At 60.8% G+C, this 13,439-nt stretch carries 12 protein-coding genes; 11 read left to right on the top strand and 1 reads right to left on the bottom strand.

The features are described 5' to 3' along the window. Nucleotides 1–116: 116 nt before the first annotated feature. From BLW08_RS12240 to BLW08_RS12190, 11 genes are all read left to right on the top strand, one after another. A complete protein-coding gene (locus BLW08_RS12240; protein ID WP_217639233.1) occupies nucleotides 117–1,700 on the top strand; it encodes an Nramp family divalent metal transporter in 1,584 nt (527 codons plus the stop codon). Between the two features lie 45 nt (nucleotides 1,701–1,745). Further along, the gene (locus tag BLW08_RS12235; protein ID WP_090820893.1) at nucleotides 1,746–2,627 is read left to right on the top strand and encodes an NAD(P)-dependent oxidoreductase; all 882 of its coding nucleotides are present in this window, start codon (nucleotides 1,746–1,748) and stop codon (nucleotides 2,625–2,627) included. Beyond that, nucleotides 2,614–3,426: an alpha/beta fold hydrolase gene (locus BLW08_RS12230; protein WP_175538677.1), complete on the top strand. Its 813-nt coding sequence runs from the start codon at nucleotides 2,614–2,616 to the stop codon at nucleotides 3,424–3,426. The genes BLW08_RS12235 and BLW08_RS12230 overlap by 14 nt, the downstream gene beginning before the upstream one ends. A gap of 52 nt (nucleotides 3,427–3,478) precedes the next feature. Continuing rightward, a complete protein-coding gene (locus BLW08_RS12225) occupies nucleotides 3,479–4,084 on the top strand; it encodes a cysteine hydrolase family protein (RefSeq protein ID WP_175538676.1) in 606 nt (201 codons plus the stop codon). Nucleotides 4,085–4,258: 174 nt separating this feature from the next. Further along, entirely contained in the window at nucleotides 4,259–5,047 is a 789-nt protein-coding gene (locus BLW08_RS12220; protein WP_091325336.1) for an SDR family oxidoreductase, read from the top strand. Between the two features lie 177 nt (nucleotides 5,048–5,224). Further along, nucleotides 5,225–6,499 carry a CaiB/BaiF CoA transferase family protein gene (locus BLW08_RS12215; protein WP_254779841.1) on the top strand — a complete coding sequence of 425 codons (1,275 nt, stop codon included), beginning with the start codon at nucleotides 5,225–5,227 and terminating at the stop codon, nucleotides 6,497–6,499. A gap of 33 nt (nucleotides 6,500–6,532) precedes the next feature. After that, on the top strand, nucleotides 6,533–7,750 hold the full coding sequence (locus BLW08_RS12210; protein ID WP_091325335.1) for an acyl-CoA dehydrogenase family protein: 1,218 nt from the start codon (nucleotides 6,533–6,535) through the stop codon (nucleotides 7,748–7,750). A gap of 47 nt (nucleotides 7,751–7,797) precedes the next feature. Beyond that, entirely contained in the window at nucleotides 7,798–9,024 is a 1,227-nt protein-coding gene (locus BLW08_RS12205) for an acetyl-CoA C-acyltransferase (RefSeq protein ID WP_091325333.1), read from the top strand. Beyond that, nucleotides 9,024–9,827 (top strand): enoyl-CoA hydratase/isomerase family protein, encoded by an 804-nt coding sequence (locus BLW08_RS12200; protein WP_091325332.1) that lies wholly within the window; start codon nucleotides 9,024–9,026, stop codon nucleotides 9,825–9,827. The genes BLW08_RS12205 and BLW08_RS12200 overlap by 1 nt, the downstream gene beginning before the upstream one ends. Beyond that, the gene (locus tag BLW08_RS12195; protein ID WP_091325330.1) at nucleotides 9,824–10,690 is read left to right on the top strand and encodes a 3-hydroxyacyl-CoA dehydrogenase family protein; all 867 of its coding nucleotides are present in this window, start codon (nucleotides 9,824–9,826) and stop codon (nucleotides 10,688–10,690) included. The genes BLW08_RS12200 and BLW08_RS12195 overlap by 4 nt, the downstream gene beginning before the upstream one ends. A 77-nt stretch (nucleotides 10,691–10,767) precedes the next feature. Next, nucleotides 10,768–11,667, top strand: a complete 900-nt coding sequence (locus tag BLW08_RS12190; RefSeq protein WP_090820877.1) for a LysR family transcriptional regulator — start codon at nucleotides 10,768–10,770, stop codon at nucleotides 11,665–11,667. Between the two features lie 16 nt (nucleotides 11,668–11,683). Here the strand turns inward: BLW08_RS12190 and BLW08_RS12185 are convergent, their stop codons facing one another. Beyond that, nucleotides 11,684–13,408 (bottom strand): helix-turn-helix domain-containing protein, encoded by a 1,725-nt coding sequence (locus tag BLW08_RS12185; protein WP_091325329.1) that lies wholly within the window; start codon nucleotides 13,406–13,408, stop codon nucleotides 11,684–11,686. Nucleotides 13,409–13,439: the final 31 nt, after the last annotated feature.

Genomic DNA, 13,439 nt, shown 5'->3' with positions numbered 1-13,439 from the left:
CGTCTTATCTAATTTTCCATATAAACCATGAGCGATTGGTATTTGTGCTAGATAGGAATTTCTCCTTAGCATTCATGGAGAGCCGCTGTTAGCGGCATCACATTCGAATGTGGCAGTTGACCGGCACCAGCCCGGGATTGCCGTCATCGCCAGCTACGGCCAACGTCGGCCCGCAGCAGAGGCGCACAAGGACACCTAACGAGAATGAGCTCGAGGCCATGACATTGCATGATCCACACACATCCGGCAAGGGGTTGAAAGGCGACGAAGCCTCCGGTTCCGCCGGACGCCAGAAGACAGGCCGACTCCCGGCCCTCCGATGGGCTGAACTGCCCAAACCCGTCGCGCTCCGCAAGATGCTCGGCCCGGGTGTCATCCTGGTCGCTGTCGGCATCGGGTCCGGCGAGTACATCTCCCACCCCTACATCACCAGTCAGGTCGGCCTTACCTTCCTGTGGGCGGCCGCCGTCGGATTGGGACTCCAGTACTTCATCAACACCGAAGTAGCCCGCTACACGTTGGCCACAGGCGAAACCGCAGTTACTGGGTTTACCCGCCTATGGCGCGGATGGGCACCCCTGTTCGTCATCATGACCGTCATTCCTTTCGCCTGGCCGGGCTGGATGAGCAGCGCTGCCACCATGGTGACCTTCACCGCCGGCGGGCAGGGCAATGTCCAATGGATCTCCATCGGGGGCCTCGTACTCATTGGTCTGGTACTGACGCTCTCCCCCATCGTCTACAAAACCGTCGAGCGCCTCGAGTTCCTCAAGGTGATCGCCATCCTCATCTTCGCCGTCGTCATCATCCTTTTCGTCATCGGATGGGAGCCGTGGGCCGCATTGCCCTCCGCCACTGTGCAGGGGGCATTCCGGATGCCCGACGGCATCTCGGCAGCATTCCTGGTCACGGCGATGGTGTTCGCAGGTGGCGGTGGAGCCCTGAACCTTACTGTCAGCAACTACATCAGGGACAAAGGCTGGGGCATGGGAGCTCACGCTCCGCGCATCGTCTCCCCCATCACTGGTCATGAGGAAGCCGGTTCCGGCACGGGAACCCAGTTCAAGATGACCCCGGAGAACACTGCCAACTGGAAGATCTGGTGGAAGAACGCGAAGACCGAGCAGTTCTGGTCGTTCTTCGTGATCGGGTTGTTCACCATCGTGATCTTCTCCCTCCTGGCTTACCGGCTGATTCCCGTGGGCACCTACGAGGGCAAGGGCGACCTTTCCTTCATCCAACTTCAGGCAAGTGTGATTGGCGAGCAATTTGGCGGTGTCCTGCAGACTTTCTACCTGCTTATCGGCACTGTTGCTCTGATGTTCGCCAACCTGGCCGTAGTGGATATCGTCGCCCGCGTGGTGGCAGATGTCCTGGCAGTCAGCTACCTGCGTGAACACAAGTTCTGGACCGAAGCCAAGATCTACTCGGTCTCCGTGTGGACCATGGTCGGTCTAGGCATCGTGATCCTGGGGGCCGGCGTAACCCAGCCGATTACCCTGCTGGCCATGGCCGCAATACTCAACTGCGGCGTCATGGTGGTGTACTGCGCCCTGCTCATCCAGGTCAACCGCAAGCTCCACAAGGTGGTCCGCATCAGCCGGCCACGCATGGTTGCCCTTGGTATCGCCGTGGTCTTCTACGCCGCCGTGGCCATCTTTACCACCATCACCCAGATTCAAGCCATCGCTGCCGCGTAGGCAAACACGAAGCAGCACCCCACCCCTCACCGAAAGGTTGCCACCATGAGCACCCCCAAGATCACGTTTGTTGGCGCTGGCGCCATTGGCCTGCCGATGGCCGTCCGCGCCGCGGCGGCAGGCACCGTCACCGTCGTCGACACCTCGCCTGAGAGGTTGGCCGAAGCACGCTCGCATGAGCTGGAAACGTCCGACTCATTGAGCGCGGCACCGGCCGCGGACGTGGTCTTGGTCATGGTGGCAACGGCGCAGCAGGCCGAGTCAGTCCTCTTTGGTCCGGGCGGCGTGTACGAGACCACCGCACCCACGGCTGTCGTCGCACTCCTTTCCACCATCGGCCCGGCCGCCATGGAGAAGATCGCAAGCAACCGGCCCAGTGATGGACCAACGCTGCTTGATATCCCCGTTACGGGTGGCATCCCTGGGGCGATTGCGGGCACGCTGACCCTCTTCTCCGGCGGTGACACCTCAGCGATCGAGCAGATCCGTCCCGTACTCGAAAGCATGGGCAACGTGGTGCTCGCAGGACCCAATCTGGCTGATGGCCAAGCGTACAAAATCGTGAATCAGCTCCTCGCCACCAGCCAACTCGTGGTGGCTGCCGAAGCATTGGCCTTCGCAGAGAAGCTCGGCTTGGATGCCGCCAAGGTGTTCGAGGCAGTCAAGGGTGGCGCGGGTGGATCGTGGATGCTCAGCCACTATGGCCCGCGGATGCTGACCGAAACCAGGGACATCGCCGCTCGGGTGGACATTTTCCTCAAGGACGCTGCGTTGGTGGGCGAAACGGCAACAGCAGCGGGCTACAAGGGCGAGATGATCGACGCTACCGTCGCAGTCCTGGAGAAGGCGGTGGAACAGGGCCTGGCTTCGGAAGACGCTTCTGCAGTGATCGATGTCTACCGTAAGGGCGCCTATGGACGTGGCTAACTTCTTCCGCACCAACGACGGCGTGAGGCTCGCTTACGACGACGAAGGCACCGGTCCCGCCGTACTGTTGGTGCACGGTTTTTCCTGCCAGGCGGCGCACTGGGCCTTCCAGCGGGACGCCCTTCTCGACGCCGGATACCGGGTGATTGGGATCGACCTGCGTCTTCATGGAAGGTCCGAGACTCCGCCTCACGGACAGCGCATATCGCGCTTCGGCGCAGATCTTCGGGAACTGCTGGAACACCTGGACCTTCAGAACGTTGCGGTGGTGGCGCACTCCATGGGAGTCTCGGTTAGCCTGGCCTACTTCAGCCTCTACGGAACGGACCGCGTCGCAGCCTTCGTGGCGATTGACCAGTCACCAAAGATCGTCAATGACGACTCATGGCATGGTGGACTCCGGTCCGTTGAGTGGAGCAACCTCTGGGACGCCGTCAACTACCGCGTTCCGTGGGGCGATTGGTCACGTGAGCCCGCCATGCCCGCCCATGTGCAGCAACTCATGGCTGAAGCGGGCCCCCTCACGGAGTACCCCGAAGGGGCCGTGCGGCAATTGATGGTGGACCATTTCTCGGCAGACTGGCGGGATGTTCTTCCAGGCGTAGGGGTTCCGGCCTGGGTGGCAACCGGACGTCACTCCCCTGTGTTTCCGGAGGAGGGAATGCGCATGTTTTCGGATGCCTTGCCGAAATCATCCCTCAGCATCTTCGAACACAGCGGCCACTGCCCGCACTGGAACGAACCTGAGGCCTTCAACCGCGAGCTGCTGGCTTTCCTGAATGGTGTTACGGTTAGTTGATATTTCAAGTAATACCTTATCGAGCAGCACGATTCATATCAAGGAGATCTCTGTGGCAGAAGCCTCTATCGACCTGACCAAGACGGCGCTCCTTCTGGTGGACCTCCAGAATGACAACGTCCATGAGAACGGAGCCTTCGCCTCCTTTGGGGCCGCTGATCACGCCAAAGAGCAGAATCTCGTCGCCAATGTCCGCAACGTTGTTCGCTGGGCGCGGGAACAATCCCTGCCGGTGATCCACAATCGGATCGTCTTTTATCCGGGCCACAACTTCGGCGGAACCAATGCTCCCATCTTCCGAATGATCGGACCCGAGTCGCTCAAGGTGGGATCGTGGGGCGCTGATGCACTGGAAGGCCTGGAAGCCCTCCCCAACGAACCGGTCCTGACCCGCAACCGCATGAGCGGCTTCAACGGAACCGGCCTGGACGTCCTCCTCCGGAATGCGGGCGTCGACACCGTCATTGTGGTGGGCGTCTGGACCAACATGGCCGTTGAGCACACCATCCGGGATGCGGCAGATCACGGATTCCGGGCCGTCCTGGTGAAGGACGCCACGTCCAGCATCAACGCCGAATGGCACCAGGCCGCGCTTTCCTATGCTCTGACCAACATTGCCGAGTTCACTACCACCGAAGAGATCACGCAAACGTCCTGACCAACGCGTGAAGGGACTGCCCGCCGGACTTCCGGCGGGCGGTCCCTTTTGCCGTGCCTCGGCCTATTGATGCCTCCAAGTCATCAATAGACGCCGATATAGGTCTTGGACAGTGGGCAAAGGTGCTCAGTAGTGTCGGAGCCATCCCATGAGGCACGAACAAAGGAGTCACCCATGGCAGGACGAGTAGACGGCAAGAGAATCCTCATCACTGGTGCGGGCAGCGGCATGGGCAGGGCTGTGGCCCGTAGCCTGGCGGCCGAGGGCGCATTGCTGACCATCTTCGATCTCAATGCCGAGGCGGCCGAAAAAGCTGCGCAGGAGATTGTGGCGGACGGAGGCAGGGCCATCGCAACTTCAGGCAATGTGGTTGAGCGCAAAGATGTTGCTGCCGCTGTCATGGCAGGAGTCGAAGAATTTGGCGGCCTGGATGTGATGTTCGCCATCGCGGGCATCATTCGCCCCATGCATTTTCTCGACGTGACGGAAGAGAACTGGCGAACCACCCTGGATGTCAATGGTTTAGGGTCCCTGATCTGCCAGCAGGAGGCCGCCAAGCAAATGATCGCGCAAGGAACCGGCGGAAAGTTGATCCTTACGTCCTCCATTGCCGGCCGCCAGGGTTACCCGAACTTCGCGCCGTATTGTGCAAGTAAATTCGCCGTCAATTCCCTCGTGCAGGCCGCAGCAAGGGGACTGGCCGAACACGGCATCACCTGTAACGCCTTCGCCCCCGGCGTGGTGGACACGCCGCTCTGGCGCAAGCTGGACCTGGACATTATGGAACTGGGAGACACGAGTGCACCCGGTCAGGCATTCGAGGAGTTCTCGGGATCCATCCTCGCAGGACGGCCCGGTACGCCGGAGGATGTGACCGGGACGGCCCTCTACCTGGCTTCATCCGACTCCGACTACATGACTGGCCAGGTTGTCATGATCGACGGCGGCATGGTGCTCGTCTAGCCGGACAGTCCCCCTAGAAGATGAAAGCAGCACCCCGGACAACCCGGGGTGCTGCTGTTCGTTGGGCCACCTTTAATTATTACCTAATCTGCATCAATAGGAAAGCGAATAAGTATTGGACCGATGGTAATCCAGCTGGGATGGTTGATGTATCGACAACGATCCCCTAGGAGAGCCGTGACGATCCACACCAGCCCCGGCGTTGCCGGGCCAAAGACGGCCCTGGACGACGCCCCGCAAGAACAGACGTTTCCCGCCGACATGTTCGGACGCATAGGCACCGGCCCGCTGTCGGGAATCCTCATAGCCGACTTCGGCCGGGTTTTGGCCGGTCCCTACTGCACCATGCTGCTGGCCGACATGGGAGCCACAGTGGTCAAGGTTGAAAGTCCCGACGGCGACGAAACCCGCGCCTGGAAGCCACCGGTTCGGGACGGAGAGTCCACGTATTACCTCTCCATCAACCGCAATAAGGGTTCCATCTCCTTGGATCTGCGGGATCCCGAGGACCAGAAAATCGCCTTGGATCTTGCCTGCCGGGCCGACGTCGTGGTGGAAAACTTCAAGCCAGGCGGCCTGGATCGCTTTGGGCTGGACTACCACTCGGTGGCCGCCACCAATCCAAACGTGATCTATGCATCCATCACGGGGTTCGGGACCGCCGGAGGCGCATCCCTCCCCGGATATGACCTTTTGGTGCAAGCGATGTCCGGCTTGATGAGCCTGACGGGATCACCGGACAGCCCGGCGTACCGCTCCGGTGTGGCAGTCTTTGACGTCATCACCGGGCTCCACGCAGCAATTGGTATCCTCGCCGCTCTGCACGAACGAGATCACAGTGGTAAAGGTCAGCGGATTGAAGTCAACCTGATGGCATCGGCATTGTCCGGAATGGTCAATCAGACTGCCGGATATCTCCTGAGTGGGACAGTACCCGCCAGGCTGGGAAATGAACACCCGAGCATCTACCCGTACGAACCACTCATGACGGGCGATGGTGAGATCGTTATTGCCATCGGCAATGATCCCCAGTTCCGGAAGTTATGCCAAGCATTGGGACTTCCCCACGCGGCCGACGACCCCCGGTTCGCCGTAGCTCCGGATCGAAGCCTGAACCGGGAGGAACTCAGGCCCATGCTCCAAGCGGCCCTCGCCCGGAAGTCCTCAACGGAATGGTTCGACATCCTCACCGAATGCGGCCTCCCCTGTGCCCCCATTAATGACGTCCGGCAGGGCATCGACTTCGCGGAAAGAATAGGGCTGGACCCCGTGGTCACCATCGGCCGCGGCCCTGGGTCGATGCCTACAGTCCGCAATCCCATCACGTTCTCAGAGACTCCCGTCAGCTACGACCTGGCTCCGCCAGCCCACGACGCGGACAGGCAATCTGTTCTGTCCTGGCTTGCAGCGACGTCTCCGAAAACCACAGCCCACATTCCCAACGACCGCTGAACAGCTGGCCTGTCCGTCAAGAAAGGCGCGGAAATGACCGCCACCACAGATCGCAGAATATCCGAACGTACCACTGCAACCTCCGACTATTTCCTCCTGGATTCAGATCTGACCGCTGAGGAGATCGCCGTTCGGGACAAGGTCCGTGACTTCGCAGAGAACCGTGTTCTTCCGGTCATCAATGAATATTGGGAAAAAGCAGAGTTTCCGGATGAACTCCTGGAGCCGCTGGCCAAGCTGAACATCATCGGAACCATCATCCAGGGCTATGGCTGCCCGGGCATGAGCCGCAAAGCCGCAGGCATGGTGGCCCGTGAAATGGCTCGCGCCGACGGTAGCCTCAACACGTTCCTTGGCATTCACTCGAACCTGTGCATGGGCGCGCTCAACATTCTGGGCAGCGACGAACAGAAGGAAAAGTGGCTCCCTCCCCTGGCCAGGATCGCCAAGACAGGGGCTTTCGCCCTCACGGAACCGGATCATGGATCGGACTCTGTCGCGTTGGAGACCGAAGCCCGCCGCGATGGCGAGCACTGGGTCATCACCGGGCACAAGCGTTGGATTGGCAACGGCCACTGCGCCGATGTGATTGTGCTGTTCGCCCGGAACGCCGAGGACGGCAATGTCAACGCTTTCGTGGTGGAGAAGGATGCCGACGGCAAATACCCGGCGGGATACTTTCCCACAGTCATCAGCGGAAAAGTCGGCAAACGGGCCATACTCCAAGCCGATATCGAGATACGCCAGATGCGCCTACCCGCCGCCAACCGGCTGGAAGGCTGCCACTCCTTCAAGGATGTCTCCCGGGTCCTGCAGGCGACCCGCGGCGGCGCGGCCTGGGAAGCAGTCGGCCACGCCATGGCGGCCTTCGAAATAGCCGCCGACTACGCACGAACACGGCACCAGTTCGGAAAGCCCATCGGGTCATACCAATTGGTCCAGTCCCGGCTCGCCAACATGCTCAGCGAACTGACCACCATGCAATTGTTGTGCACGCGTATGGCAGAACTCGCCGACCGTGGGCAGTTGACGAACGCCCAAGCTTCCATGGTCAAGATGGCAACGTCCCAAAAGGGCAAATGGATCTGCAATGAAGCCCGGGATCTGCTAGGCGGTAACGGCCTGCTTCTGGAAAATCACGTAGTGCGCCACATGACCGACATGGAAGTCGTCTCCACCTACGAGGGAACAGACTCCATGCAGGCCCTAATAGTTGGACGTGACATCACGGGCATCTCGGCCTTCAACTAGTCCCCACCCTCACACCTTCCACGAATGACGAAAGATAGGAACCAACCATGCCTGAGGCCTTCCTGATAGGTGGCGCCCGCACCCCTGTGGGCCGCTACGGCGGAGCCCTGTCCGCTGTCCGCCCAGACGACCTCGCCGCACTCACCGTGCGCACCGTCGTCGAAAGCGCCGGCCTGGACCCGGCAGTCGTCGATGAAGTGATCCTTGGCAACGCCAACGGGGCTGGTGAGGAGAACCGGAACGTCGCCCGAATGGCGTGGCTGTTGGCGGGCTTCCCGGACAGTGTTCCAGGCATCACCGTCAACCGGCTGTGTGCGTCCGGACTGAGTGCGATCATCATGGCCAGCCACATGGTCAAAGCAGGGGCGGCTGACATTGTGGTTGCCGGAGGTGTGGAGTCCATGAGCCGGGCTCCCTGGGTGATGGAAAAGCCTGATAAGGCCTTCGCCAAGCCAGGAGTGGTGGTGGACACCGCCATTGGTTGGCGCTTCGTCAATCCGGCATTCGTTTCCGGCCCGTTGTCGCGCGAAGGTAAAACTTCCTTTTCCATGCCGGAAACGGCTGAGGAGGTTGCCCGCGTCTTTGGCACCCCACGCGATGACTGCGACGCTTTCGCCGTGCGTTCCCACGCGCGCGCATTGGCCGCCATCGAGGCCGGCCGTTTTGATGACGAGATTATTCCCGTCACCATTACCGGCAGGAAGGGCGTCCAGACAGTGGTCAGCAGGGACGAGGGTCCGCGCCCCGGTACCACCATGGACGTACTCTCGGGCCTGCGGCCAGTAGTAAAGGGCGGTTCCGTCGTTACGGCAGGCAACGCCTCGTCTCTCAACGACGGCGCCTCCGCGATCATCGTTGCATCCGAAGCTGCCATCCAAAAGTACGGCTTGACACCCCGGGCGAGGATTCTCGACGGCGGTTCAGCTGGCGTTGCGCCAGAGATCATGGGAATCGGGCCGGTTCCGGCAACCCGGAAGATCCTGGACCGCACCGGCCTGTCAGTGAGCGATCTCGGTGCAGTGGAACTCAACGAAGCCTTCGCATCGCAGTCACTCGCCGTGATGCGCGAGCTCAAACTCGCTGAGGAAACGGTCAACTCCGACGGCGGTGCGATCGCGTTGGGTCATCCGCTCGGTTCGTCAGGTTCCCGCTTGGTGGTCACCCTCCTGGGACGCATGGAACGAGAGCTCGGGAGCGAGCAACGCAAGCTGGGGCTGGCAACCATGTGCGTCGGAGTCGGCCAGGGAACGGCACTCCTGGTGGAGGGAGTGTGATGACGGCTTCCACATCGACCGCGGAGGTCCAGAACACCTCAGGGTTCACCACATTGAACGTGGAGCAGGGAGACGATCGCTTGCATGTTCGCCTCCACCGCCCCGAAGTGCGCAATGCCATCGATGCGGCAATGGTCGAGGAACTGCATGCGGTATGTGCTGAACTTGAGTCGAACCCCAGGATGCTGATCTTGTCAGGAACCGCTGCCGATCCGTCGAGCGGGACGAAGGCAATATTCGCCTCGGGTGCCGACATCGCCCAACTACGCGCCCGTCGTCGTGATGACGCGTTGGCCGGCATCAACTCCTCACTTTTCAACCGCATTGCAGTCCTTCCCATGCCAGTCATTGCCGCCCTGGACGGCTTCGCTTTGGGCGGCGGCGCCGAACTGGCCTATGCCGCCGATTTTCGAATCGGCACTGCGGGCCTCCGCATGGGCAACCCGGAGACCGGACTGGGGATCCTGGCCGCCGCGGGTGCCACGTGGCGGCTCCGTGAACTGGTGGGAGAACCTCTCGCCAAGGAGATCCTGTTGGCCGGCCGCATCCTCACCGGCGAAGAATGCCTCGATGCCGGACTCATCACCCAAATCGTTGAGCCGGAAGAACTCATCCAGGCCGCCAACGCGCTTGCAGACCGTATAGCGCGTCAGGATGCCCTGGCAGTGCGGCTGACTAAGTCTGTGTTCCACGCCCCCAGGGAGGCCCATCCTCTGATCGATACCCTCGCGCAGGGCATCCTTTTTGAATCCCCTGCAAAATTCGATCTCATGCAACAGTTTTTGGACAGGAAGAAGTCATGACCGGCACAGATTCAATGATTCCGAACAATGTAGGAGTCTTGGGAGGCGGACGCATGGGCGCAGGCATCGCGCATGCGTTCCTCATCAAAGGCGCCACAGTCACTGTGGTGGAACGCGACGCCGACGCCGCTCGGACTGCCAGCGAGCGATTGGCCGCTTCCGTGGACGCGTCGTTCCAACGTGGTGCGTTCAGCGGCTATCGGCAGGAAGTTCTCGGCAGGTTCACTACCACCACGGACCACACTTCCTTTGCTTCCTGTGGACTCGTGGTCGAAGCCGTGCCAGAGGATGCCGGACTCAAGACGTCGGCATTAGTCGAGGTGGAACGCCATCTGTCCAGCGGGGCCTTCCTGGCAACCAATACGTCGTCACTTTCGGTGAGCGGACTCGCAAAGTCGTTAGCCAGGCCAGAGTCGTTCCTTGGCCTTCACTTTTTCAACCCCGTGCCTGCGTCCACTCTTATTGAGGTGGTGGTTGGTGACAAAACAGCGGCTGGCACCGTTGCCGCTGCCCGGGCTTGGGTAGCCGGCTTGGACAAGACGGCCGTAGTGGTCAAAGATGCACCAGGCTTTGCATCGTCCAGGCTCGGTGTCGCGATTGCCTTGGAGGCTATGCGCATGGTGGAAGAAGGCGTGGCAAGCGCTGAGGACATCGACAACGCCATGGTCCTTGGCTATAAACATCCCGTGGGCCCGCTGCGGACCACCGACATTGTTGGTCTCGACGTGCGCCTTGGCATTGCGGAGTACTTGGAGTCCACTTTGGGGCCCAGGTTCGCTCCGCCGAAGATTCTCCGGGAAAAAGTCGCCGCTGGACAGCTGGGCCGGAAGGCAGGGATTGGATTCTACAATTGGACCGCCTAGAGTCATATTATTGCCCACTTCCCTAACCCAACCGGCGCAGTGATACCTTCAATGCAATAATCGGAAGGAAATCCCCTGTGGAAATCAGCCAGCTCCGCGCCTTTCTTGCGGTCGCAGAAGAACTTCACTTTGGTCGGGCCGCGGAGCGGCTGCACATGGCGCAGCCTCCCCTGAGCCGGATCATCAAGCAATTGGAGCGGGAGCTCGGAACCCGCCTGCTGGACCGGACCACCCGATCCGTGAAGCTGACAGCCAGCGGCCAGGCGCTCATAGCACCGGCCTCGGAGGTACTGGAGGCATTGCGCCGCGCCGAAGATGCCGTCCGATCCGCGGACGACGGCGAGTCAGGCCTCGTGCGCATCGCATTCGCAGGTGTATCCACGCACCCGCTTGTTGCGCGGTTGGCACGGCTGGTACGTTCACAGCGGCCGGGTATCCAACTGGAGCTCTCAAGCCAGAACTTTGCCCAACCGGCGATGACCAAGCTCGTGCAAGGCGAGACCGATATCGCTTTTGGGCGCTGGGATGTCATTCCGGCCGACATAGCGTCCAAAGTGGTCATGCGGGATTCCCTGGTGATTGCACTTCCGGACACTCATCCCCTGGCCGGGTCGCGGCGCCTATCCATTTCGCGCTTGGCGACCGAAGGCTTCATCTCCTTGCCGGCATACGAAGGTGCCGTGCTCCCGGACAGGCTCCGCCGCCTTGCCCACGACAACGGCTTCGTACCCACCATTATTCAAGTGGCACCGGATACCCAGACTGCATTGGCTCTTGTCAGCGCCGAGGTCGGTTGTCATTTGACCCTGGGTTCCGTGGCAGGGAACGCCACCGATCCCCACGTGGTGTTTGTTCCGCTCGAAGATTCCACCACGGATGTGGATCTTCGGGCGGCATGGCGGCGGCAGGACCCAAATCCTGCCCTAGGGGCGGTACTGGCCGAAGTCACGAATCTTGAGGACATGACTGCCGCCTAGCCCGCGTGACCAGGCCCTAGATGGATCCTTCGCCGGCATCGAGCCCCAGTTGACGGAGGCGGCGGTACAGCGTGGTCCGCCCTATTCCGAGCAATTCTGCCGCTTCCGACTTGTTCCCGCCGGCTGCTTCCATAGCTCGAATGATGGCATCCCGTTCAGCTGACTCGATCAGGGACAGATGACGCCTCGGAGGGGCCTGCTGCAAGTGCTTTGGAAGATGCTTGCGTTCGATCAGCGAAGCACTGACAGAACCGAGCAATTGAGTGAGCGTCTGCACGAGTTCCGAGACATTGCCGGGCCAGTTCCATTGCACCAGAGACTGCAAGGCGGCCGGCGAGATGCTGTGTCTGGAATGCGGGTCGAGGTCATTGAGGATACGAGTGACCAGCCCCGGAATTCGTTCGGGAGTGTCGCTCAACGCAGCTGTCTTTCTCTGCACACCCAACTCTTCGATGTAGGATGACATCGATGCGGAGGACCCGCTGGCGTGCGTCGTCAGGAACAGGACGCCCGCTGCCGGCGAAACACTGCGTCTGGCTCCATGGCGCGAAACCACTTCCCTTAACGACAGCAATTCGTCGTCGGCCAAGGACTCAATTCGCCGAAGCAGAACGTCACTGCCGGCTTCCAGAAGGCTTTCAACCGAGTTCCACGGTATGCCTTCAGCCGACGGCACAAAAGTTTCCAGAGGGCGTGTCCTGCCCCATTCCGCCCGCAACTCATCCACAGCCGTGGATCTTCCGGACCCCACTGGTCCGTCCACGACAGCCACCGCATCCCGTGGCGTCATGAGGGCCGGCTCGGAATCCAAGCGCTGAGCCTGCAACTGAGGAGCCAACTCCTGGCGGGGTCCGGATGTTGCGATTTCAGCGAAGTGGACGACGAAGTGACCACGGTTCCCGTCCGCGACTCTGCGGGCAGTGATTTCCAGGTGCGTACCCTCAAGCTCGCGTCGGAGAGTTGCACTGGATTGCCAGTTGTGAGAGTTCAGGACTTCCCAGAGCATGACATGGGAAGCCACACTGACGTACGGCAAGCCTGGAGTATTGGCTAGTACGGATTCGTGATCCAGGACAATTGTGGGCCGCTGCGAACTGGTGAATCTCATAAAGGACATGGCCAGGGCCAAATCCTGGGGTCTGGCCGAAGCACGTAACCGTTCAGCGATCTGTTGGCTTATTTCCCGGGCAAGGGAAAGCATGATGGGGTTCGCCGCCTCCACCGGGCCACCCAAGGCAATGGACCCCACCACCAGTCCGGCGGGTGTGTAGATGGGTGCAGCAGCACATGCGTTAGCAGCTAATGCGTCGCTGTAGTGCTGGCTTCCCTTGACGAAAACCGGACGCTTTTCCACCATTGACGTCCCCAAAGCGTTAGTACCAATGGAGTCCTCGGAGTAGTCGAATCCTTCAGCTGCATGCAAGTTGTCCAAACGCCGGCGCTCGCTGCTATCGCTGGCACGCCTGTCAACAATGCTGCCGCCACGGTCACTCAGGAAAAGGGTAGTACCCGTGTCAGCCAACTGATGCTGCCAGCGGTCAAGGACCGGAACCGCCGCACGGCCTAGCAGTGTGTCTGTATCCACTTCCCGAAAGCGCTGCGGCGCAGCGCTTTCGGCGGCACTGCTGATGGAACGGCGCCAACTCCTGACAATGAGGTCAGGAACATCATTGGCCTGGTAATTCCCTGTGAGTCCCACACGGATGAGTTGCTCTCGTGCTGCCCTCACTGGATCTGTCATTTGCGCACCTTTGCGATGTTTGGTCAGTTCG

The organism is Arthrobacter sp. cf158 (assembly GCF_900106835.1).
In the GTDB taxonomy this organism is placed as follows: domain Bacteria; phylum Actinomycetota; class Actinomycetes; order Actinomycetales; family Micrococcaceae; genus Arthrobacter.
Note: the sequence above shows the minus strand (reverse complement) of the source record. Positions and strands in the feature narration are given on the sequence as shown.

What these genes read in the sequence shown, in the direction of transcription:
- BLW08_RS12210 (WP_091325335.1), top strand. Translation starts at nt 6,533, where the DNA reads ATGACCGCCACCACAGATCGCAGAATATCCGAACGTACCACTGCAACC.
- BLW08_RS12205 (WP_091325333.1), top strand. Translation starts at nt 7,798, where the DNA reads ATGCCTGAGGCCTTCCTGATAGGTGGCGCCCGCACCCCTGTGGGCCGC.
- BLW08_RS12230 (WP_175538677.1), top strand. Translation starts at nt 2,614, where the DNA reads ATGGACGTGGCTAACTTCTTCCGCACCAACGACGGCGTGAGGCTCGCT.
- BLW08_RS12185 (WP_091325329.1), bottom strand. Translation starts at nt 13,408, where the DNA reads ATGACAGATCCAGTGAGGGCAGCACGAGAGCAACTCATCCGTGTGGGA.
- BLW08_RS12195 (WP_091325330.1), top strand. Translation starts at nt 9,824, where the DNA reads ATGACCGGCACAGATTCAATGATTCCGAACAATGTAGGAGTCTTGGGA.
- BLW08_RS12235 (WP_090820893.1), top strand. Translation starts at nt 1,746, where the DNA reads ATGAGCACCCCCAAGATCACGTTTGTTGGCGCTGGCGCCATTGGCCTG.
- BLW08_RS12220 (WP_091325336.1), top strand. Translation starts at nt 4,259, where the DNA reads ATGGCAGGACGAGTAGACGGCAAGAGAATCCTCATCACTGGTGCGGGC.
- BLW08_RS12200 (WP_091325332.1), top strand. Translation starts at nt 9,024, where the DNA reads ATGACGGCTTCCACATCGACCGCGGAGGTCCAGAACACCTCAGGGTTC.